The following is a 21,506-nucleotide window of genomic DNA, read 5'->3' as shown; positions in this document are numbered from 1 at the left end:
GGTATGTCCTTTGAGCAGGTAAATCCATTTGCCCAACCTGTCGAGAACAAGACCCGTATCGAACGTGAAAATTACACGCTCCGCCTTTTACCGGGTGCCAAGGACGATCTTCCGCCGGAATTCATCGACAAAGCCTACGAGTTTGCGCTTGCTAACGGCAAAAAGCTTAAGCACACCAGCAAAACGGACACAGGTAGCGAGGGCGTAAATGAAATCGTCTGGAAAATGACCGACCAAGACGGCTACTCATTCGTCCTCAAGCTTAATCAACCAGGCAAAATGCCTCACCCGGATCATGAGTTGCACATTCTGGAAAAAGCTCATCAGCTCGGACTCCCGGCTCCCAAGCCGCTCGGGATGATGCATGCCGGCAATGCTGACTTTCTCATGATGGAATATGTCCCAGGCCGATCCGGCCAAGACATCTGGGACAAACTTATCGATGAAGGCTGGTCAGCAGGGGAGATCGAGGCAGCCCAAGTCCAAGCCGAGCGCCTGATCAGGCAAACCGCCGAGACTTACCGCAAAGCGCTCAAAATCGACAAACCTTGGTATATCAAAGACTTCCTCCTCAATTTCAATGGCCGAGAGCTCAAATCCGTCTTCCCGCTCGACTTTGAGCGCGCTCACCCTTACGACCCGGAAAAACCGGAAAAGATTCGCGTCATCCCCAAGTCAGCCAAGCCCCTTCCCAAGGCCGCTTAATTGACCATATTTTTTGGCTTTGTTATGATGCGGCCATGATTTCTACAACCTATGGCCGGTAAAAACACGTCTCCCAGCAAGGAATTTCTCGTCATGAAGGGGACGATTGAGGAGAACCTGCCATCAGCCACATTCAAGGTAAAATTGGAAAATGGACAGGTAATTTTGTGCTATCTTGGGGGAAAAATGCGCATGAACCGCATTCGTCTGACCCCGGGCGACGATGTCCAGGTCGAGGTGAGCCCGTACGATTTGACAAAGGGTCGGATTACCTATAGGTTGTAGCCCACTAAACGTAACGGTTTTTTGCGAACGCTTGCTATGAAAGTACGATCCTCCGTCAAGGCCATGTGCCGAAACTGCCAAGTCCTTCGCCGGAAGGGCCGTGTTGTCGTGATCTGCACGTCGACCCCAAAGCATAAACAGCGCCAAGGTTAATTTTCTATCCATCTTATGGCACGTATCGCCGGTGTAACCCTCCCTGCAAACAAGCGCGTCGACATCGCGCTTCAATATATTTACGGCATCGGCCGTACGACCGCCCTCTCGATCGTCAAGAAGACGGGCGTTGATGCTTCGATCCGCGTAAAGGATCTTTCAGAAGCCGACACCAACAAGCTTCGTGACGCGGTTGAAAAAGAATACAAGGTCGAGGGTGACCTCCGCCGTGAAGTGTTGACCAACATCAAGCGCTTGAAGGAAATCGGCGCCTATCGCGGTCTCCGCCACATTAAGTCCTTGCCGGTCCGCGGTCAGCGCACCAAGACCAACTCCCGCACCATCCGCGGCAACGTTCGTAAGACGATGGGCTCGGGTAAGCGTAAGCTTGAAAAGACGTAATCTCCTCTATGTCTGAAGAAAAGAAACAGCAGGCTGGAACCGAGGAAGCCGCTAAGCCGGCAGCCAAGGCCAAGCCAAAGAAAAACAAGAAGGCCCGCACGCAAGTGCCGGTCGGTAATGCTCATATTCAGGCCACCTACAACAACACGATCGTCACTTTGACCGATTTGAACGGCAACGTTCTCTCCTGGTCGAGCGCCGGTGTGAACGGTTTCAAGGGCCCGAAGAAAGCCACCCCGTACGCCGCTTCGCTCATCGTGAAAGATGCTTGCGAGAAGGCAGCGGACACAGGCTTGAAAGAAGTGAACGTCTTCATCAGCGGAGTTGGTCAGGGTCGCGAAGGTGCTCTCCGCGCTTTCAACGCCAACGGCCTCACGATCGCCATGATCAAGGACGTTACCCCGATTCCGCACAACGGATGCCGCCCGCCGCGTCCGCGCCGTGTCTAATCGCCACCAATTTCCACTAGGCTGAATTGTCCCCAACGCTATGAAGAAACTCCAAGTCACCGCCAAAATGTCACGCCGCGAAGGCGTGCCGCTCACGGATGCTGCCAAGCATGCCCGTGCGCTTACGCGTCGCCCATTTGCTCCGGGCGCCCACGGCCCAGAAAGCCGTACCCGCTTGACCGACTACGGCAAGCAGCTCCGCGAGAAGCAAAAGGCCAAGCGTCTCTACGGTTTGAATGAACGCCAGTTTGCCAACCTCTTTGACGAAGTGTCCAAGAAGAAGGGCAACACGGGAGAAATGCTTGTGCAGGAACTTGAAGCGCGTCTCGACAACGTCGTGTACCGCGCTGGTTTTGCAAAGACACGCCCGGCCGCTCGCCAGGCTGTTTCGCACGCCCACTTCATCGTGAACGGCAAGAAGCTCAACATCCCGTCCTACCGTGTCCGCTCGGGAGACGTGATCGCGATCCGCGACAACAAGAAGGCCAAGGGGAACTTGAAGGGTGCTGAGGAAGTATTGGCAAAGAAGGAAAATCTTTCCTGGTTGGCTATCGACTCAAAGACGCTCTCCGCCAAGGTCACTGGCCGCCCGACCGGCGTTGAGTTGCAGCAGCCATTCGACGCTAAGATGATCGTCGAGTTCTACTCTCGCTAACCAACTGTCCTTTTTAATCCATAGCGCCATCATATGGAATCGATCCTCCTCCCAAACAAAATCAAGTTTAACCGCGGTGAGCGTCCTAATGAGGGCGTCCTTACCGTTGAGCCTTGCGCACAGGGTTATGGCACCACGCTTGGCAACGCCATGCGCCGCGTTCTCCTCTCCTCCCTTCCGGGCGCCGCTGTCACAGCCGTCCGCATCAAGGGTGCCGAGCACGAGTTCTCGACCATCCCGCATGTCAAAGAAGACGTCTTGGAAATCATCCTTGCTCTCAAGGCTTTGCGCGTAAAGCTCTTCTCGGAAGAGCCGATCAAGATCTCTTTGTCCGTCAAAGGCGAGAAAATCGTCACGGCCAAGGATTTTGTCAAAGACGCGCAGGTTGAAGTTGTGAACACCGATCTTCACATCGCGACCCTCACGGACCCGTCCGCGACGCTTGAGATGGAAGTCACCGTTGCCCCTGGCCGCGGTTACCGCTCCACAGAAGAGCGCAACAAGGAAAAGACCGAGTTGGGCACGATTGCCATCGACGCCCTCTACAGCCCGGTTTTGAACGTCTCCTACAAGGTCGAGATGGCCCGCGTCGGAGAGAAAATCGACTTTGACAAGCTTGTTTTGCGCGTTGAAACCGACGGCACCCTCGACCCGCTCGACGCCGTCAATCAGTCCATCGTTATTTTGATGGATAACATCTCCGTCTTGAAGGACTTGACCTACTCAGAAGAAACCGCTTAAATCTCAATCTTATGAAACATAACCGCGTAGGAAAGACATTGGATCGCAACGCGAGTGCCCGCCGGGCCCTCCTGCGCGGTTTGGCGACTTCGATTGTTCTCTACGAGAACGTCAACACGACTTTGGCCAAGGCCAAGGCCGTCCGCCCGTTTGTCGAGCGTTTGATTACCAAAGGCAAGGCCAAGAGCCTCGTCGCCCGCCGCCAGCTGAACGCCGTTCTTATGAGCGAGTCGGCTGTGAACAAGGTGCTCGAGGAACTCGGTCCGCGCTACGCCACCCGTCCGGGCGGCTACACGCGCATCGTGAAGCTTGGTACGCGCAAGGGAGATGGTGCTGAAATCGCCCAGATCCAGCTTGTAAAATAATTATGTCCACGATCAAGAACATCAAGCGCGAAACCGTCACCATCGACGCAACCGGCAAGGTTGTCGGCCGTTTGGCAACGCATATCGCCAAGATCCTCATCGGCAAAGACAAGCCAACGTATGTTCCGCACATCGATGCCGGAGCGATCGTTAAAGTCTTGAACGCCGACAAGATCGTCCTCACGGGTAAGAAGATGGAACAGAAAGTCCACTTCCGCTCCTCTAACCGCCCAAGCGGTGTGAAGGCCACCCCGATGAGCCGTTTGATGAAGGAGAACCCAGGAGAAATTTTGGTACACGCCGTCAAGTACATGCTCCCAAAGAACCGCACCCAGAACGAGCGTTTGAAGCGCCTTATTATTGCCTAATAGTTGATTATGGAAACCACGGAAATCAAGAAGCCGGCAAAAAAGACGGCTGCCAAGAAAGCTCCTGCCAAGAAAAAGGAAGCTGCAACGGAAGTTGCGGAGAACCCAGTCTTGGTCGGCGGTTCCTACATTTACGCCCTCGGACGCCGCAAGACGGCGATCGCCAAGGTCTACTTGATCAAGAACGGCAAAGGCACGATCACGGTCAACGGCAAGCCGATGGAATCGTATTTCACAACCTACGAGTCCCGCGACATGGTCAACTCGCCAATTAAGACCGCTGGTCTTGAAGGCTCGGTCGACGTCAGCGTTCAGGCTCAGGGCGGCGGTCAGCTCGGCCAGGCCGACGCGGTCCGTCTCGGTATCTCCCGCGCTCTCATCGAGCTCAACCCGACCTACCGCAAGACTTTGAAGAAACTCGGCTTCCTTATGCGCGACCCGCGTGCCAAGGAACGTAAGAAGCCAGGTCTCAAGAAAGCTCGCCGCAGCCCGCAGTGGTCAAAGCGTTAATTATCGATCAACGCAAAACAAAACCCCTCCGATTGGAGGGGTTTTGTTTTTTTTGCTACATGTTTTATGTTTCTCGCATATCTCTCGTACCAGAAAGCGGGGTATGTAAAAGGCCCATGACGCGTGGCGCGTGCAAGGGCCTGATCCTTCCGTGTCAGGAGGGCGAACGGGAGGACTTGAGGAAGAGCTGTTTGCTGAGGAGTTCCAGCGCGGCAGGCTTCTGGTCGCGGTACACCTGTGGTCTCGTTTCCGGACCATAGGTGACTCTCATGAAGTCGAGTCTCTTGCAGGCGCCTTCAGAGTCGATGGGCCTTTCCCAGGAACGGACGCGGAGGTCAATGCGCAGCTCGTGAAATCGGTACCAAATTGCGATGGTTTGATGGTGTCCGAGAATAGGTTCGCACCCATCGCTCTCACATGAACTTCCCAGCTCGAGCATCGCGGTATTCCCGAGGTTCAGGAAAATTCTGATGACGGCGAGGACCTGTTCGAGATCGATGTTCGTTGCAGGGGAGATCTTGGCACGCGATCCATTGGTCAGCTCGATCATCAAAGACATCTCCTTTGTTGGAAAAAAGAACGGGTTAAAAAAATAGCAGCTATCTTGCTTATCGTCAAGCCTTCTAGAAACGACAAACCCCGCCACTCCAGAATGGAATGGCGGGGGAGTCAGTAGGTCAGGAGTCCCAGCTTGGCAGATCAGAGAGATCGGCGTTGCTGTAGCTCTTGGGTCGATCCTTGGATCGTTTCACCGTGATGTCATCGATCGAGCGCTTGCCATCCTCGTACTTGCGGATGTGCGTTTCGAGACGGAAGCCAGGCCATCCGTACTTGATCCGCTCGAGGGTGTACGGAGCACCCGCAAAATCGCCGATCCTGATGTTGGTCGGTGTGACCTCGATGTCGAGCGGAAGATCGCTCGGCACGTCGGAAACCTTCTTGACCAGGATGCGATGCGCCTCTCGGATGTCCTTGGGAATCCGAATCTTCAACGTACTCATGAACCACCTCACGTGGGGGAAAAGTCCGACTTGCGTCGAACCGGGCATCACGCCCTGGTTAGGAAGCGATGATAAGCTCAGGGCTGTTTGCCACCATCCATTGAAGATCGAGCTCAATCACTTGTCTTGCTCCGGGCGAAGTCTCGCTCTTGATGATGACCGTGAGCGGAAACTTTGCCTGAAGTCTGGCGAGAAGCCCGTCTGCTTCGTTGCCGGGCTTCTTGAACTCGATCTTGAGTCCCTGAAGCGTCTTACGGCGCTTGTTGCCTTCCCATGTCTTCGGTTCCCACGAGCGCACTTCTGCCACGACGCGGATGTCATGGAAGTTGAGATGCGCGCGATTCACCTGATAGCGCGCCGAGTCGGTCCGATCGCCGCTGCCTCCTACCGACTCGGTGTGTACCGAGAGGGGGAGACCCTTGAGCGGAATGATCTGATTGACGAGCTCGTAGGCATAGCTCGCCACGACGGGGATACGAAGAGCCTTGGTGCGAGCCGTATATTCGTCGAACACTTGTCACCTCATGACGGTTAATCTCGACTTTCGTCGGGACGGGCCATTAGCCCTGGGTTTATCGCCCCAGAAAAGAGCGACGCATTAAAATACCAGAATTTGGCTAAATTGTCAAGAATTGTGTAGGATATCGCCATGTCCCACGCCAAAAAAATCGCTGAAAATGCGGCTTGGCTCGTGATCGCCAATACGGCTCAAAAAGCCGTCTCCTTCATCGCCTTCACGATTATCGCTCGCCTCGTCGGCGTGGAGATCACGGGCGTCTATTTCTTTGCCGTTTCCATCACCTCGATCTTCGTTGTCTTCCAAGACCTCGGTTTGACCCCCGTTGTCATCCGAGAAATGGCTGCTGACGAATCGCGCGGACGCCATGTCTTAGGCCAAGCGCTGCGACTTAAATTATTGTTGATCCCGGTCACCGTCGTCGCAACGCTTGCCTACGCTTTTTTCACCGGCATCACCGGAACAACATTCCTCGCTGTGGCGATGGCTTGTTACGTCATGAGCGCTGATTCCGTCCACCTGATTTGGTACGGAGCTATTCGCGGCAAGCGCGAGCTTCGTTATGAAGCCGCGGGGATGTTCGTCGGCCAAATTCTGACGGCGATCATTGGTATTAGCGCCGCGTATCTTGGCTACGGCGTTCTCGGCCTAGTGTTCTCACTCATGGTCGGCAGTACCTGGCATGTCGGTTGGAGTATTTCACGCGCACTCAAGCTCGGACTCTATCCGCAATCTGGTTCTGCTCCGCTTCAAAAACTTTTGCAGGCAGCAATTCCTTTTGGTCTCGCCGGAATTTTCGTAAAAATTTATTCTTACGTCGATTCCATCATGCTTCAGCGCCTGCATGGTTCTGTCGATGTAGGGGAGTATGCCGTTGCGTACAAATTAACATACGCGCTCCAGTTTCTCCCGCTGGCATTCGTCGCAGCCCTCTATCCGGGCATGAGTAACGCGGCGCAAAATGATCGCGCCGCCTTGCCAAGCCTGCTCAAGGGCTCGCTTCGCTTGATGATGATCGCGGCTGTTCCGTTATCGGCGCTCTTGTCGTCTCTTGCTTACATTATTGTTCCGATACTCTACGGAAAACAATTTGAAGGCTCCATCGCGCCGCTCATGGTTTTGCCTTGGGTGTTGATTCCTATTTTCCTCGATTTCCCGATCGGCTCGCTTTTGAATGCAACACATCGCGCCGCGCAAAAAACATTCGCGATGGGAGTGACGATGATCGTGAACGTTGTCGCCAACGCTTTGCTTATTCCGTCGATGGGGCCCGCTGGTGCTGCCTGGGCCGGAGTTGTGAGTTTTGTGATACTCTTTGCGCTCGGCTGGTGGTTTGCCCGCTCAGACATCGACTCGCCTTGGTTATCCAAGCTGCTCGCACAAGGTCTAGGCGCCGCAGGACTTACTTGGCTCGCCGTCTATTTCTTAACGCCGGTGATGACGCCAATATTCGCGATCCTATTCGCCGGCGCGATCTCGCTCGTCTCTTTATTCTTATTCCGTCTGCTGCTCGTGAATGATGTACAGACGGCTTACATCTGGCTCCGACGCCGCATCTCGCCTCCGCCGACGGAGGATGAAGAATTCCATGACAAACCCTAGTATCAAGGTTGCGCTCGTAACGCTCGATTATCCGCCAGAGCGCGGTGGAGTTGCGCGGTATCTCGGGAATCTCGTCGCGGGCTCGGAAGGCCTGATCGACGTCTTTGTAAATCAAGGCCACCCATCAGAAGGTCCGGGTCACGTTGAGCATGTGCGATTGTTGGCCCGCGGACCATTCTCCTGGCGTCCGATGATCGGCTTCATGCGCCGCCTCGGAAAAGCCGGATACTCGCAATTGCTCATCAGTCATCTTTTGCCGGTTGGTACGGCTGCCTGGATCGCCAATAAACTAGGCGGTCTTCCGTACTCGATCATCGTTCACGGTCTTGATCTCCGCCTCGCGCAAAGTAATAGTCGCAAAACGTGGCTTGCTCGCCAGATTCTGCGCGGTGCAACCAATGTCATCGCCAACTCGCGTGCCATCGCCGCAGAAATTAATGCCTTTGAGCCGACCATCTATCCCAAGGTTGTTACGCCAGGCGCCGAGCCATTCACGCTTCCGACGCGTAGTGACGCACGTCGTGTCATCGGACTTCCGGAAAATGCGTTTGTTCTTCTTGCTGTCTCGCGCCATGTCCAACGCAAAGGCTTGGATCGTTTGGTTGAGACCATGGGTTTTCTGCCAAAAGAAATCAGTCTCGTCATTATCGGCGATGGTCCGGATCGCGGCCGTATTGAAACCTTGTCTTGGCGTTTCCGCGATCGTGTCCGCCTCCTCACCGCCGCTACCGATCTCGAGCGCAATCTCTGGTACGCCGCCGCCGATGTCTTCATCCTTCCTGTTCGTGAAGAACCGGCCGATGTAGAAGGTTTTGGTATCGTATTCTTGGAAGCAGCGCTCGCCGGATTACCTGTCATCGCCGGAAAGAGCGGGGGAACGCCAGAGGCGGTTGTCGACGGCGTCACCGGTTTGCTTGTTGATCCGCACAATCCGCGCGAGATCGCAGAAGCTGTGAAAGCGTTGTACGATCGACCTGACATCGGCCGACAATTCGGAGACGCCGGAAAACTCCGCGCAGAACGCGACTTCCGTTGGGAAGACCGCGCCCAGCGTTTCCGTCAGATCCTGGAGGGGCTCGATGAGTAATATGCCAAAAATTTCCGTCATCATCCCGGTCTACAATCACGGTGACGAACTCACAGCCTGTTTTGCATCCCTCCAAACACAGACGGAACAAGATTTTGAAGTCATCATTGTCGACGACGGTTCAGACGTAGCCCCCGTCATTCCAGAGAACGCTGGAGTCCAGTTAATAACGTTCAATAAAAACCTCGGCGCTCCCGCCGCCCGTAATGCCGGCTTTGCGCGATCCAAAGGCGACTTCGTCATCTTTCTCGATGCTGATGCTATTCTCAAATCGCATGCGCTACAAAGAATGGTCGAGACAATGGAAAAACATACGGAAGTAGATTTTGTCTATCCGTCATTTAAATTCGGCCGTACGATTTTTACCGGCCAGCCCTTCAATATCGAGGCACTCAAAAAACAGAATTACATCCATACAAGCGCCCTCATCCGTCGCAACGCATTTCCGGGCTTTGATGAATCACTTAAGAAATTCCAGGACTGGGATTTGTTTTTGACGATGGTGGAAAAGGGGAGTGTTGGTTTCTGGATCGATGAAGTCCTGTTCTCGCTTAAGCCGCGCAAAACCGGCATGAGCCAATGGCTGCCTGCATTCGCCTACAAGCTCCCATGGGAGAAGATTGGTTGGATGCCCAAGCTTGTTAAAAAATACAAAGACGCGGAAGCGATTATTCGAAAGAAGCATAATCTCCATCAGCTGGATTCTCGCCTCCGCGGGAATGGCATTTTAAAGCTGGCTGGCCTCGTCCTTCTCGTCGAGGCTCTCTCGATTCCTGCTGCCTGGAATCCTGATTTAAATTCCGCCTCGCCTTCGCCGCTGGTATCGCGATGCTGATGCTGGCTTACAAAAAGCCTACGTTGGCTTTTGGGATTCTCGCGCTCGAGTTCCTCATCGGTTCCAAAGGTCGTCTTCTCGTCTACGGTGCAGACATGGCTAATGACGGCGGCATCTCGCTACGCATCATTTTATTCGCGACCTTCATGCTCGGCTGGTTTGTTGCTCGCATTAGAAAAAGTCATTTCCAAATTCCTAATACGATTCTCGCACTATCAGCCTTGGTTGCTTACGCCGTCTGGCTCGGTTTTGCGATGAATCAACCATTTGTTTTTGCCGATGCAAATGCCTGGGGTGTTTTGCTGCTCATCTTGCCGATCATCGATCTAGCAAAGCATGAATCGCAAGAATTTTGGTCGACGCTGAGGCTCGTCGCAAAGGTTGGTGTGGCGTGGCTGATCGTAAAATCGATAGCGTTATTCTATCTGTTCTCACATGCATTCGACCCATCATTTTTGGAATCCGTTCATCGTTGGATTCGCCGTACCGGAGTAGGGGAGATCACATTGTTGGGCGAGGGTGGAATTGCGCGCGTCTTTATCCAGTCACAAATCTACCCCTTGCTTGCTGCCGTTTGGCTTGCTTCGGATGCGGCACGACGTCGCGTAAGCAGGGAGCAATGGTCGGCACTCGCACTTTGTGTGCTTGTGATTCTCATTTCATTTTCTCGCAGTTTCTGGATCGCTCTCGGCCTTGGTTTTTTTTCTTGTATCGCCTACGTTTTGCGACGCAAGACATGGCATTGGATAAAAGGGATGCTCGTAGCCGGAATCCTTTCGGTGCTCGCGCTTATTGGTATCGCTTGGTTTCCATTTCCGTCATCGACAGCAGGCAATCCCATTGATTGGTTTACAGCCCGTGTAGAGGCGGGGGAGAGCGCAGCAACCAGCCGCTGGGAGTTGCTACCGATTCTGATCGATAAAGCGCTAGAATCGCCAATTCTGGGTCATGGCTTTGGCGCGACGGTGACATACCAGAGTGCTGATCCGCGTGTTGTCGCTCAAACCGGCGGACGCTACACGACGTACGCCTTTGAATGGGGCTGGATCGATCTTTGGATCAAGTTCGGTATTCTTGGTCCGCTGGTCATGCTCTGGCTGCTTGCGTCGATAATCAAAAAACGACCTTTCCTGGCACCTGTTATTCTGACCTTGGCCGTTGTTCACGTCTTTACTCCCTATTTAAACCATCCGCTTGGCTTGCTTGTTCTCCTGCTGGGTGCTTGATAGAATTTTGCCATATGAAACAACTCCAACGCCTCTTTGCTGCCACGTCCATGATCGCTCTTTTAGGCGCTGGTTGTGGAGCTGCTCCGTCATCGCCAACAGGTACATCGCCAACACCGACACCGTCGCGTCCGGTCGCTGGCCGCTGTTTGAACGCCTATTATCCCTTGGATGCGGGCTCCTCGATTGCCTACAGAAGCGTTAATGGTGGAACAGAAGTTCCGTTCAAGATCAGCGTTATCGAGCATGATGCCAACGGAATCAAGTTGGAATACGATATGACAGTACGCGGCCGCAACGCAAAAATCACTAACGAGCTTGAATGTGTTGGCGGCGTGGTCAAAGGTAAGGGTTATTTTGACTTTGCGAGTGCTTTCCTTGGATTCGATGTCAGCTACGAAGTTCTTGAGATGAGCGGTGAAATTCTTCCGGCAGACATGCGCGTCGGCAAAGAATGGGTGAACACGAGCAAGGTAAAGATAACAACCACCGATACGGGTCCGATCGGCAGCATGATGAATGGCCGCATTAGCTCGACCAAAATCACAAACAAGGTAACCGCTGAAGAAAGCGTCACAGTCCCGGCAGGCACGTTCACAGCCCTTAAAGTCGAGCAAACCATTCAGGTTGAATCGACGATCGCCGGCCGCCCATTCAACACCACATCAAACAGCACAGCTTGGTATGTAAAAGATGTTGGTTTGGTTAAATCTGTAAGCGGCACCGGAGCCAACGCCTTCCTTTTGGAAGCAGAAACAATCGAGGATTAAGACCAGTTCCGAGCTCCACGCAAGAAAGCCGCTCCCTCAAGGGGCGGTTTTCCTTCTGGTTGAACCGTTGTCAAAACAAGGCCAACGCCATCGGCACAGGCGATAGCCGGTAAATCAATAACGCGATAACGCGAGCCAGGAGCCAAATCCGTTGCTCCATCGATCTCGCAGCTTAAAATCTTCAAGCGTTCACCCTCGATCTCGATAAACGTTCCAGGCCAAGGATCATTGGCGCGCACGAGTCGCTCAAGTTCTGCAGAGCTCTTTGTGACCGGATCTAATCGTCCATCCTCGCGTTTCAAGAGCTTAACCATCGTTGCTTGAGAATGATCCTGTTCAACAGGCTCGATTTTACCGTCGATATAGTCCGGAAGTGTACGGACGAGTAAATCGGCACCGAGCTCGGCCAATCGAGTGGTTAGTGTCGCTGTCGTGTCTGTTGGCTCAATCTTCGTCGACCATTTATCCAAAACCGGCCCATGATCCATTTTGGCATCAATAAGCATAATAGAGACTCCGGTCTGTTCGTCGCCTTTGGCGATCGCTGCCTGGATGGGGGATGCGCCTCGATATTTTGGGAGTAGGGAAGAGTGGACATTCACCATTCCATATTTGTACAAATCTAGTACTCGTTGCGGAATGATCTGACCAAAGCTTGCAACCACTGCTACATCCGCTTTTAAGGCCTTCAGTTTTTCAAACGCTTCATCAGATTTCACTTGTTCAAATTGGAGAACAGGAATACCAAAATGCTCAGCCGCGATTTTCACTGGAGGCTTTTCTAATTTTGCATGTCGTCCAACAGGTCGATCCGGCTGCGTGACTACGGAAACGATTTTAAATGGAGTCCCTGCACCAAACGTGCCTTCGCGATCGCCCAAAAGAGCCTTGAGCGATGGCACCGCAAACTCGGACGTTCCAAAAAAGACGATGGAGATCATGTTAAATATGTTTGCCGTTTGAAGCCTTCACAATGTTCTTGGCCTTGTCGATAAACAAGACGCCATCCAAATGGTCGATCTCGTGCTGGAAAATAATGGCCGGAAAAGCTTTTGCTTCAAATTCAATACGACGGCCATGGCGATTCAAGGCGCGCAAGGTGATTTTTTTGTGGCGCTGAACAACGCCGTATTTTTCCGGAACCGAGAGACAGCCTTCATCGCTATCAACCGTCGCCTCGGACTTCTTTGTAATCTCCGGATTCATGAAACACTCCGGGCCCTTTGGCATGTTTACGACGATGGCACGGATATTCCGTCCCACCTGCGGCGAGGCGATTCCAACGCCATCCTCAACCAGCATCGTGGCGGTGAGCTTATCGAGATAAGCCTGGAATTCCGGGGTTTGAATTTCGGATACCTCAATCTCCTGCGAACGTTGGCGCAGGCTTGGGGTTGGGTCTTTCACAATTGGAAAGGTTTCCATATCGAAGGCTGATATTAGCGCAAAAAGGCGATTGGGTCAAGATCTATCAGCGCCTGTTTGGATAGGCTTGAGAGCGCATCCAGCAATTCCCGGCTAACCGTATTGGTTTTAGGCAGGATATGCCAAATATACCTGTTTTTCTTGGTTTTGACCCGATACGGAATAGGGTAGGGTCCGCGTACTTCGGCCAAGGCTTTAATGGGAGCAAGAGGCTTCTCATCCTCAAATTCGACAATCACCTTGATAAGCCGTTTCGCTGGCGGATATCCAAACATGTGTCTTGCTGCCCGCTCCTGCTCGCGGAATCCCTTGAAGCCTTCTGTCGATAGAACACGCGTCCAAAAATCAGCCATGTGTTCTTCCGTCTGTATAAGAAGCTTGCCTTTCGAGAGCGCGACATCATGCGCTAATCGTCGGAATGTTACGGCGAGCTTCTCAAGTCGTCGGACATCTTCCGAGCCCCCGCTTATCAGAGACGCATCAGTCACAAGTACGCAGGCATGCTCCGGAATCGGCATTTCAAAATCCGCATTGGATACGCCTCGCCACTCGACCTCTATATCGCTCTCATGTTTTTTCCACGCGGATTTCAACCGCTCGATACCTGGCAATGATTTTCCCAGATCTGGTCCATGACATGACGGACATTCTAGAGGTAGATCTCCCTTGTAACCGCAACGTCGACAACGCGCATGCATGCCATCAGCCGCCAAAACAAAATCACATTTTGGGCAGATGACTTGATGTCCGCAGTCGCGGCACGTTAATCGAGCGACATCTCCTTTGATTGGATGGATAATAATCCGCGCGCCTTCATGTTCACGTAACGTGTTCAAAGCCTCTCCTTGAATCATCGGGATAGCACCGCGCCCCTGTGGGTGACGAATCACGACCTCAAGATCAACTTCGATGGCTGGCGCATCCTCATCGGAATGGAGTGGAGGGGTCAGGCCATACGCTTCAACCACCGTAGATGCATGCTCAGCACTCCAAATGGCTAACTTGCGCGCATCGTAGCGTGGAGCGAGTTCATCCTGCTTATAATCATCATTCTCCGGCTCATCCAGCAAAACGACATCAGCGAGCGGGGACAACCAGCCCCCAAGCCTCGTCGCGACCACAAGTCGGGACTCTCCTGAATAAAACCGGCTCCAAGCTCGGAAAGCATCACCATCATTCAAGTCGGAGGAATAGATCGAGCCTTGGCCTATCTCTTCGACGAACATCGTCAAACGGGCTTTCCAAGGTGTGAGTACGAGAGCCTGTTTCCCGTCGGCTAAAAGCTCTCGAGCCCGCTCGATAAGTTTGGACTCGTGATCGATGGACCAGCTGGCCGTTACGCTTGGTTTGGATTTCTTACGCTGGATTCCAGCATTCGCTGGAATGACATCGGGAATACGCTTTGGCAAACTTCGAAGCCACGCTTTCAACACGGCTGGTTTGCTCGTAAACGTCGTAGTTGCGACATGCGACAAGAGCTCGACAATCGACAAGGGGAATCGAATGTCGGCGTAGGAGCCAATCACATCCTGCGCCTTGCTCGCAAAGGGTGAGCTTTGCATCTTGGCTAAAACGATCGCTGGCATCTTGCTCCTACGGAAGGGAACCAAAACTAAATCACCGACCTCAAGTTTCAGGGTCGGCGGTACTCGATAATCAAATACCTCAACACCAGGCGGCGTTCTGGTGAGCGGCACCACCCTGCAATACATATTCTTAAGCGAGATCGTAGCGAACCGTCATCATTCCGACGCCAAAAGGAGCCTCGTAGGAAAGTTCCTTGGCCTTGCAGTTCATATCTTTCAAACAGCCCATGAGCGTGACAATCGGCTTGTGGCCGCTTTGTTTGGCTTTCTCAAGCATGCCCGCATCCATCGAGAGCATTCCTGCGGCATCAAGACTAAGCGACTTCTCGCGCATCGTCTTATCAAACTGCATACCTTCTTCCGTAAGCCCTTCAGGCGAGCTGTTGCTGGCGGTATGGGAAAGATCAGCCGATGCAATAATTGCGACTCGGCGCGACTCGGCATGCAAAACGTTCTTGAGCTCCTCGCCAAAAGCATAGTGCTTCTGAATATCCAAGCCCGACATTCCGATCGGAATCAGTTTTACATTCGGCAGGTTCTTATTGAGAAAGAGGAGAGGAATGGTTGTTGCGTAATCGAGTTCTTCAGCACTTGTCATAGTGAACGGCATCCCATGATCGCGCATATGGCGATGGATATGGTCGAGCAAAAGAAAATCCGCCTTAATTGGAAGCTCGGTGCCATGATCGCCAAATTCTTTTAGCGAGCCCTTGAAGGTTGGCGCGATGTTGCCGCTGAACGCATCCGGATACATTGGCGCATGCGGCGAGAGGATCACGATCGTGTCAGGTTTTGCCAAATACAATGATTGCGAAAGCTCTTCAAAAGCATTGAGCGTGTCGCTCAACTTCTCGCGATGCTCCTTGCCGATGGTCGGCGCGAGCAAAGGGGAATGGGGGACAATGGCGGCAAGGACAATCATAGTTCGGTTGCTAGATCATGTTCCTCAATCAGCTTTGGCGCAGAACGTAATTCCACAACAGCGCCAACCTGATGCAATTCGATAACAGCCTGCGGAACCTTGATGACATTGCGCCACTGCCAGCCAAGCTCTTCAAACACCGTTCCCGACTGGATCGGACGCAAAAGAGAATTCTCAACGACATAAACCGTCGTTCCCTTATCTCCGCTCACAAGTTCACCATCGCGCAAAAGATACGGTTCAATGGTGCGGAAAGTATCAAGCTGTTTCTCTGTTAGACTCTTTGACTTGCGTCCCTTGAAATACAAATTGATGAGAGCTGGATGCTGAATCTCGCGCTTGATGCCATCTTCCACGTACCACAATTTTTTATCCGGTCCCGTTGCCAGCTGTCCTGTCGGAAATTGGGAAGCAACCGTCAGATCCCTGCCATCCTCATAGCTTGCAAGTTCCGTTGCCTTTGCCTCGATCACATCGTCCTCAATAAAGCCCAGTCGGCGGAACGCTTCCTTGGTAACAATTAAACGCTTGGCATTTCCATCGATCAGATAACGCTTTCCATCTTCCGTCTCGACGATCGAGTAATTAGGAAAACTGATCGGGGTTCCATCCGGATAAGCCGTGAGCTGGCTATCCTCAACCTGCACAATCTTTGACGGATCGATAATGCTCGCTGCCGCAAGCTTGCTCTTGAACAAACGCTTCTGGCTAAAGCGGATCAAGTAAATTTCTTTGGAGCTCTTTCCTTGGGCAACGGTTCCATCTGGAAAAGAAAGGGAGAACCAGCGGCGCCAAATACGCCACAAGTTCAAGTTGCCATGAATATGCGGTGTATACGTATAAAGCATCGCCGTCGCATTATTTACCGGCTTGATATTCTGCCCATCAACAACGGCAAGCTTTCCCGGCGCGTATCCGGAAATTGTCGTGCCTTTGCCAAGCAGCTGGAAGAGATAGCGTTCGCGATGCTGCTTGGCTGCGTACTCGATTTGGTTGGCGAAACCTTTATAAGCCTGAATGCGAGGATCTTCCTTGGAACAGCTATCGCAAACACCAAAGCCCATGGCCCAATCAAGCTGACGCTGCGTCGGGCTCGTATCTTCAACAAGGCTCTGTTCCTTTTGAAGAAGAGCGAGGAGATACTTAGGGTTAACTTTGTAGCTCGTTGCGACGCGCCAAATAATCTCGGCCGGTTCTTTTTCTACACCATCAATATCGGCGATCTTCATGCGGCCTAAAGCACCGCGTTGATTAAGGAAGCTTCTAAGAGCCGTGAGATCCATTGTGCCGAGATCAAAGATATCGCGATCATCCAAAATAGCATTTGGATCAAAGCCATTGGCGGCATCTTCTGCCGGAATTTGATAAGCATCATCAGACTGCGCAAACAGGGCCAGGGGCTGGCCGAGCATGGCCAGTAAGCCGAGGCTTACTGCCAGCGTGGAAGAAAAGCGTCTCATGAGGTAAGGTTAGCATGTATGGAACGGTTGGAAAAACGCGAATGGCTAGGCCTCGCTGCCCTTTTTGCGGTCACGGGTTTATTGCTGTCATATCTGCCATTTTCTGGGCTAAACGTCTTCCTTTCTCCGGATGAAACCGGCGTCTTTGTCGCAGCCAAACAATGGGCAGAACAGGGGAAGGCGATTATCGATGAGAATCTCGCGACCTCGATCCCATGGCTACATCCGCGTAGCTGGATCTCGCATGAGGCGGCGATCGTTCCCGTCGGCTTCCTCGGCTGGCCATGGATCATTTCATGGTTCATTAGAATTCTCGGTACTTCATCAGCTCCGATCGGTGCGATGCTTATTATCCTCTCGTGCATCTATCCGATGTATCGCTTAATGCGTCCCATCGGAAAAGCACCAGCATTCATCGGCACTATCATCGCCGTAACTTCGCCTGCATTCTTGTTGTATGGAAATCGTTCGCTGTTTCCAAACGCTGCGATCATTGCATTGGCTATCTGGAGCGCCTGGATGTTCCGCGATCTCGTCGTTCCGGCCAAGTCCGATGCATGGCCAGATCGAATCAAATTTATACTCTTTGGTCTTTTATCTGGTTTGATGCTCGCGATCCGTCCCGTCGAGTCTGTTTGGATCATTCCTTGGTTTATCGTCCTTGGTTGGAATTGGCGCCCATCGCTAAAACAGTCTCTGTGGATAGTTCTTGGTCTTTTTCTCGCGTTGGCTCCCTTGGCCTGGGAAGCCCAAGTCGCATACGGCGGTTTCTGGAAGGCGGGCTATTGGATGAAGGGGAATAGCCTCATCACAACCACGGCCCCAATTCCACAAAATATCTACTCTCCAGAATTGTTCCCATTCGGCATTCATCCTAAGTCGATCGCGGCCAATGCCTACTCCTTCCTCGGAATGACACTATTCCCGTGGATGGTGCCGTTGCTCATCATGTTTGCGCTCGTAACCATCGGTATCGTGAAAGACGATTCCCAGCCAAGTTGGCAGGCAAGACTCAAGAAATTTGTTTCAGGCACGCGAGGCAAGTATTTCCTCGCCGCGCTTTGGACATTCTCTTTCCTCGTCTTGTATTACGGAAACGGCCGCTATCTCGATAATATCAACGGCAATGCAACCATCGGCAATTCCTATATTCGCTACCTCATGCCGATCGGATTTATCAGCGCGCTTTCTCTCGCGTGGATCTATCGACTCGCATCGATCTCCAAGTACGGCCGTCCTGTTGTTATCGCTATCGCCGTTCTCCTCGCGTTTACGGGAATTTGGCGCGCCTACGCTGCCGATGAAGAAGGTTTGATCGCGGGCCGCAAAGAGCTGGTCCGATACACCGAGATTCGCCAAGCCATGAGCCAATGGTTTAAGCCGGGCGACGTCATTCTTTCCGAACGTTCAGACAAGATTTTCTTTCCCGTTTATCGCGCCGTCTCGCCTCTGCCGCCAATCGATGAAGCCTCTCTTCTTTCCGCAGCCGTAGCGCAGGGGACGGGGCTTGGATTATATGTGCGTCCCATGGCCCAAGCGCAAGCAGATTTGTGGCGCAAAGTTGGTCTAGAGCCAGTTGAGCTCGCTTCATTTGGCCGCGAAAAACTCTACCGTCTTCAACCCGTAAAACCATGAAGCTTCCAATTTGGTCGAGGTTGATCGCGATCATCCTTATTTGGATCCCGGCGCTTTTATTCGCGGGCTGGATTTTGTCGCAGCGCTTTCCTCTCGACGGTATCGCCAAATTCAATTTTGCCTTTGACGGCCGGAGCCCTTGGTTTAATCCCTTTCAACCCGGAGAACGCGTAACCTCGCCAGGACAACAGCCAGAAGGCTGGATCGGTCAGCGCATCCTTCAAGAGCCGGTTTACGGCAGCGCTCGCGTACCAGGAGCTTATGACACGGTCGGTATCTCTTTTGATATCCGCACCACCCGCCAACCGCTCGCCGAGCTCGGCATTCTCCGCGATGAAGCCAGTTTCGCCTTTGAAGTAAAACCATTGTGGAGCGAGGCGCTATCCCGCGGCTGGCATCCGGTCGCTCTTGGCGATAAGCGAGGTTTCGTTCGAGACGGTCTAGCTGACAGCGAACTCCTCGCCAACAATTTTGAAAAACTCCTCGTCTGGCAAGCAACAACAAGCGAGCCGATCTTAAGCGATTCCGCTGGTACTTGGAAAAGCTTCGACATCTCCCTACGCGGCGGCCACGATTTTCACGTTGTCCCTGCCGACGGCGTTATCGAATACAAATTCCTGATCCAAGACGTAAACCGTTCCCGTGATCCAAAAAACACCGCCGCCTTCCGCCTAACCCACGGCGATGACATTCTCTACACAGAATCCGTTTCCGTGAGCGGCGTCATCGACACACGCATGAGCGAGCCGGTAGAAAAAACCATCCGCGTCAGCGATCTCGCTCCCGGCGTCTACAAACTCTCCTTTGTCGCCGACGACGACTTCTTTATCCGCTCAATCTCCACGCGCAGCAAACGCTGGGTCATTGGTCCGCGTCTCTACGTTGGCGATACCGTCGGCTACCGTGCAACTTCGACGCCGCTCGCTGTATACACCAACTCGATTCATACCGTTGTCGACACATTTCACAATGAAGGAATGCAAACCGTATCGCTCGGCAACGCATCGTTGAAAATCGACAAAACACATACGCCATTCGTGCTAAGCCGCAGTGCATCGGAACAATCCGGCTGGAAGACATTGTCGGCAGGGAAGGGGAATGTGCGCGTCATCGGCGATGGCTTCTTCGCCTTCGACCAAAGCGCCGCCTTTCTCCCTCGCCCGCGCCGTCTCACCGCTGATACAAATCCTGTCGCAGAAGGCATCACAGCCGTCCTCACGCCATATGAGAAGCCAACGGATCTCGGAAGCGATTGGTGGCGCGTCTCAGCCGATTTTACGCTCCCAAGAGCACCGGACGATTTAAAGTTCTCGCTTGCTTTGCCGGGTGTTGTATCGCGTAGCGGCGCTTTTGATATTCGCGCTGCCACCATCACCTATCGCCGTCCGGCCCTATCGATTCCACAATTGATGGTGACGCTGCGTCGTGAAGCAAGCGCGATTCTCTCAAGACTATGGTAATCGCCTGGCTCCGCTTTGCATTCCGCCAAATCGCGACCGCACTCGTGCTCGTGACCATGCTTTTGCTGCTCTCGGAGATTTTGCTGCCATCATCGATTCTCCCGTATTTCAATCTGCATATTCTCGTCCTCGTGACGCTCGTCATCGCCATTATCAGTCCATTGATTGAAGAGAAGAGCCGAACACGCATCATCTTGCTAATCCCGATTTTTGCGTTGCTGCTCGCTTACGCTTGGTTTATGTTTGGAACATCGGCATCCGGACTGATGCTTTTTGGAGCGCTAGCGATGGCATTGATGGGGGCGACGATAGCCTTGGTCACCACCTCACCCTCGGTCCCTCTCCTTCGTAAGGAGAGGGAGGTTGTGATTAGTGAGGAGATAATCACCATCACCGATGACGGAATAGAAATCGACGAGACTTCAGTATTTATGCGATAACATTATGGAAACTATTTTTTCAAAAATCATTGCCGGAGAAATTCCTTGCGAGAAAGTTTATGAAGACGACTACGCTTTTGCCTTTCTCGACATTACCCCGGTGCATCTCGGCCACACGCTTGTTGTGCCAAAAGTTTGGTCAGAGAATTTGCTCGATACGGATCCGGAGATTCTCGCTCACGTCATCAAGGCCGTGCAAAAAGTCGCCAAAGCCGTGAAAGAGGCGACAGGCGCCGATGGCATCAACCTCCACCAAAACAATGGCGAGGCAGCCGGGCAAAAAGTCTTCCATCTTCATTTCCACGTCATCCCGCGTTTTGCTGACGATGGTTATCAGCTCTGGCATGGAAAATCGGAAGATCAAGAATCGCTAAAGCAGATCGGTGAGAAAATTCGCCAAGTGCTATAATCCTCCACATATGAAAAAACTTCTCATCGCCGTCTCGATGGTCGCGCTCATGGGCGCCGGCTGTGCCGCTTCAACCCCATCGCCAATGCCGAACGCTGAAAAGCCGGCTGCTCCTGAAGGCAAGATGTCGATGGGTCAGTTTATGACCGGTTCTTGGAAGATGAAATCGATTCAGATGGTCGGCGGACAGGCGCGAGACGTCTCTGCATTGGGGCTCACGGCCAAATTTGATGGTGAAAAGATGAATGGAAAGATTTGTAACACGATGAATGGACCGTACACCGTCGAGGATAATTTGGTGAAGTTTGGCGCCGTCATGCAAACCAAGATGTTCTGCGAAGGTTTGCCTGGAGAAGTTGAGAGTGCCTTTACATCCGGTTTCACGACCAACTACACCATTTCAAAACAAGGCGAGAATCTCGTGATGCAAGGGGCAGCGGTCTTCGTTTTTGAGCGCGACGGCGCTTCCGGCACGGAGGACGGCAAGATGTACTAATC

General features: G+C 52.8%; 28 protein-coding genes. 20 read left to right on the top strand and 8 right to left on the bottom strand.

Annotation, left to right across the window (positions count from 1 at the left end; all coding sequences use genetic code 11):
• The first annotated feature begins 3 nt into the window (after positions 1-3).
• From IPH19_01295 to rpsI, 10 genes are read left to right on the top strand one after another with little or no spacing between them, the layout of a single operon-like run.
• The gene (locus IPH19_01295; protein QQR61084.1) at positions 4-705 is read left to right on the top strand and encodes a phosphotransferase; all 702 of its coding nucleotides are present in this window, start codon (positions 4-6) and stop codon (positions 703-705) included.
• A 51-nt stretch (positions 706-756) separates the two neighbouring features.
• Positions 757-990 carry a translation initiation factor IF-1 gene (infA, locus tag IPH19_01290; GenBank protein ID QQR61083.1) on the top strand — a complete coding sequence of 78 codons (234 nt, stop codon included), beginning with the start codon at positions 757-759 and terminating at the stop codon, positions 988-990.
• Positions 991-1,026: 36 nt separating this feature from the next.
• Positions 1,027-1,143 carry a 50S ribosomal protein L36 gene (gene rpmJ / locus IPH19_01285; GenBank protein QQR61082.1) on the top strand — a complete coding sequence of 39 codons (117 nt, stop codon included), beginning with the start codon at positions 1,027-1,029 and terminating at the stop codon, positions 1,141-1,143.
• Between the two features lie 15 nt (positions 1,144-1,158).
• Positions 1,159-1,545, top strand: coding sequence for a 30S ribosomal protein S13 (rpsM, locus tag IPH19_01280; protein QQR61081.1), 387 nt, complete (start codon positions 1,159-1,161; stop codon positions 1,543-1,545).
• An 8-nt stretch (positions 1,546-1,553) separates the two neighbouring features.
• Entirely contained in the window at positions 1,554-1,994 is a 441-nt protein-coding gene (gene rpsK, locus IPH19_01275) for a 30S ribosomal protein S11 (protein ID QQR61080.1), read from the top strand.
• A 40-nt stretch (positions 1,995-2,034) separates the two neighbouring features.
• A complete protein-coding gene (gene rpsD, locus IPH19_01270; protein ID QQR61079.1) occupies positions 2,035-2,649 on the top strand; it encodes a 30S ribosomal protein S4 in 615 nt (204 codons plus the stop codon).
• A gap of 33 nt (positions 2,650-2,682) precedes the next feature.
• Positions 2,683-3,390 (top strand): DNA-directed RNA polymerase subunit alpha, encoded by a 708-nt coding sequence (locus tag IPH19_01265; GenBank protein ID QQR61078.1) that lies wholly within the window; start codon positions 2,683-2,685, stop codon positions 3,388-3,390.
• Between the two features lie 11 nt (positions 3,391-3,401).
• On the top strand, positions 3,402-3,755 hold the full coding sequence (gene rplQ, locus IPH19_01260; protein QQR61077.1) for a 50S ribosomal protein L17: 354 nt from the start codon (positions 3,402-3,404) through the stop codon (positions 3,753-3,755).
• 2 nt (positions 3,756-3,757) lie between these two features.
• On the top strand, positions 3,758-4,123 hold the full coding sequence (gene rplM / locus IPH19_01255; protein ID QQR61076.1) for a 50S ribosomal protein L13: 366 nt from the start codon (positions 3,758-3,760) through the stop codon (positions 4,121-4,123).
• Between the two features lie 9 nt (positions 4,124-4,132).
• On the top strand, positions 4,133-4,633 hold the full coding sequence (rpsI, locus tag IPH19_01250; GenBank protein QQR61075.1) for a 30S ribosomal protein S9: 501 nt from the start codon (positions 4,133-4,135) through the stop codon (positions 4,631-4,633).
• Between the two features lie 154 nt (positions 4,634-4,787).
• Here rpsI and IPH19_01245 read toward each other — a convergent pair whose 3' ends face one another.
• The 3 genes from IPH19_01245 to IPH19_01235 form a co-directional block, all read right to left on the bottom strand.
• Complete coding sequence (locus tag IPH19_01245) at positions 4,788-5,192, bottom strand: hypothetical protein (protein ID QQR61074.1); 405 nt, start codon at positions 5,190-5,192, stop codon at positions 4,788-4,790.
• Between the two features lie 118 nt (positions 5,193-5,310).
• Positions 5,311-5,625, bottom strand: coding sequence for a hypothetical protein (locus tag IPH19_01240; protein QQR61073.1), 315 nt, complete (start codon positions 5,623-5,625; stop codon positions 5,311-5,313).
• A 67-nt stretch (positions 5,626-5,692) separates the two neighbouring features.
• Positions 5,693-6,148 (bottom strand): hypothetical protein, encoded by a 456-nt coding sequence (locus IPH19_01235; GenBank protein ID QQR61072.1) that lies wholly within the window; start codon positions 6,146-6,148, stop codon positions 5,693-5,695.
• A gap of 135 nt (positions 6,149-6,283) precedes the next feature.
• Between IPH19_01235 and IPH19_01230 the strand changes: the two genes are divergently transcribed.
• The 5 genes from IPH19_01230 to IPH19_01210 are packed head-to-tail and all read left to right on the top strand — an operon-like array spanning position 6,284 to position 11,671.
• The gene (locus tag IPH19_01230; GenBank protein QQR61071.1) at positions 6,284-7,753 is read left to right on the top strand and encodes a flippase; all 1,470 of its coding nucleotides are present in this window, start codon (positions 6,284-6,286) and stop codon (positions 7,751-7,753) included.
• The gene (locus tag IPH19_01225; GenBank protein QQR61070.1) at positions 7,740-8,840 is read left to right on the top strand and encodes a glycosyltransferase family 4 protein; all 1,101 of its coding nucleotides are present in this window, start codon (positions 7,740-7,742) and stop codon (positions 8,838-8,840) included. Before IPH19_01230 ends, IPH19_01225 begins: the two co-directional genes overlap by 14 nt.
• Position 8,841: 1 nt before the next feature.
• Positions 8,842-9,675, top strand: coding sequence for a glycosyltransferase family 2 protein (locus tag IPH19_01220; protein QQR61069.1), 834 nt, complete (start codon positions 8,842-8,844; stop codon positions 9,673-9,675).
• Entirely contained in the window at positions 9,669-10,901 is a 1,233-nt protein-coding gene (locus IPH19_01215; GenBank protein QQR61068.1) for an O-antigen ligase family protein, read from the top strand. Before IPH19_01220 ends, IPH19_01215 begins: the two co-directional genes overlap by 7 nt.
• Before the next feature lie 14 nt (positions 10,902-10,915).
• Positions 10,916-11,671, top strand: coding sequence for a hypothetical protein (locus IPH19_01210; protein QQR61067.1), 756 nt, complete (start codon positions 10,916-10,918; stop codon positions 11,669-11,671).
• Here IPH19_01210 and IPH19_01205 read toward each other — a convergent pair.
• Genes IPH19_01205 through IPH19_01185 form a run of 5 tightly spaced genes read right to left on the bottom strand, consistent with a single transcriptional unit; the run spans position 11,668 to position 17,064 of the window.
• On the bottom strand, positions 11,668-12,612 hold the full coding sequence (locus tag IPH19_01205) for a methionyl-tRNA formyltransferase (GenBank protein ID QQR61066.1): 945 nt from the start codon (positions 12,610-12,612) through the stop codon (positions 11,668-11,670). The genes IPH19_01210 and IPH19_01205 overlap by 4 nt on opposite strands.
• Position 12,613: 1 nt before the next feature.
• Positions 12,614-13,096 (bottom strand): peptide deformylase, encoded by a 483-nt coding sequence (gene def / locus IPH19_01200; protein ID QQR61065.1) that lies wholly within the window; start codon positions 13,094-13,096, stop codon positions 12,614-12,616.
• A 14-nt stretch (positions 13,097-13,110) separates the two neighbouring features.
• On the bottom strand, positions 13,111-14,808 hold the full coding sequence (locus IPH19_01195) for a hypothetical protein (protein ID QQR61064.1): 1,698 nt from the start codon (positions 14,806-14,808) through the stop codon (positions 13,111-13,113).
• 4 nt (positions 14,809-14,812) lie between these two features.
• Positions 14,813-15,604 carry an AmmeMemoRadiSam system protein B gene (amrB, locus tag IPH19_01190; GenBank protein QQR61063.1) on the bottom strand — a complete coding sequence of 264 codons (792 nt, stop codon included), beginning with the start codon at positions 15,602-15,604 and terminating at the stop codon, positions 14,813-14,815.
• Positions 15,601-17,064: a hypothetical protein gene (locus IPH19_01185; GenBank protein ID QQR61062.1), complete on the bottom strand. Its 1,464-nt coding sequence runs from the start codon at positions 17,062-17,064 to the stop codon at positions 15,601-15,603. Before IPH19_01185 ends, amrB begins: the two co-directional genes overlap by 4 nt.
• 18 nt (positions 17,065-17,082) lie before the next feature.
• Between IPH19_01185 and IPH19_01180 the strand changes: the two genes are divergently transcribed.
• From IPH19_01180 to IPH19_01160, 5 genes are read left to right on the top strand one after another with little or no spacing between them, the layout of a single operon-like run.
• Positions 17,083-18,699 carry a hypothetical protein gene (locus tag IPH19_01180; GenBank protein ID QQR61061.1) on the top strand — a complete coding sequence of 539 codons (1,617 nt, stop codon included), beginning with the start codon at positions 17,083-17,085 and terminating at the stop codon, positions 18,697-18,699.
• A complete protein-coding gene (locus tag IPH19_01175; GenBank protein ID QQR61060.1) occupies positions 18,696-20,159 on the top strand; it encodes a hypothetical protein in 1,464 nt (487 codons plus the stop codon). Before IPH19_01180 ends, IPH19_01175 begins: the two co-directional genes overlap by 4 nt.
• A complete protein-coding gene (locus IPH19_01170; protein QQR61059.1) occupies positions 20,153-20,599 on the top strand; it encodes a hypothetical protein in 447 nt (148 codons plus the stop codon). Before IPH19_01175 ends, IPH19_01170 begins: the two co-directional genes overlap by 7 nt.
• A gap of 1 nt (position 20,600) precedes the next feature.
• Positions 20,601-21,008: an HIT family protein gene (locus tag IPH19_01165; GenBank protein QQR61351.1), complete on the top strand. Its 408-nt coding sequence runs from the start codon at positions 20,601-20,603 to the stop codon at positions 21,006-21,008.
• A 10-nt stretch (positions 21,009-21,018) separates the two neighbouring features.
• The gene (locus IPH19_01160) at positions 21,019-21,504 is read left to right on the top strand and encodes an META domain-containing protein (protein QQR61058.1); all 486 of its coding nucleotides are present in this window, start codon (positions 21,019-21,021) and stop codon (positions 21,502-21,504) included.
• Positions 21,505-21,506: the final 2 nt, after the last annotated feature.

It is taken from the genome of Candidatus Uhrbacteria bacterium, assembly GCA_016699205.1.
Lineage (GTDB): Bacteria > Patescibacteriota > Patescibacteriia > 2-12-FULL-60-25 > 2-12-FULL-60-25 > CAIXDN01.
The sequence above is the reverse complement of the archived record's forward strand: the minus strand, read 5'-3'. Positions and strand labels throughout refer to the sequence as shown.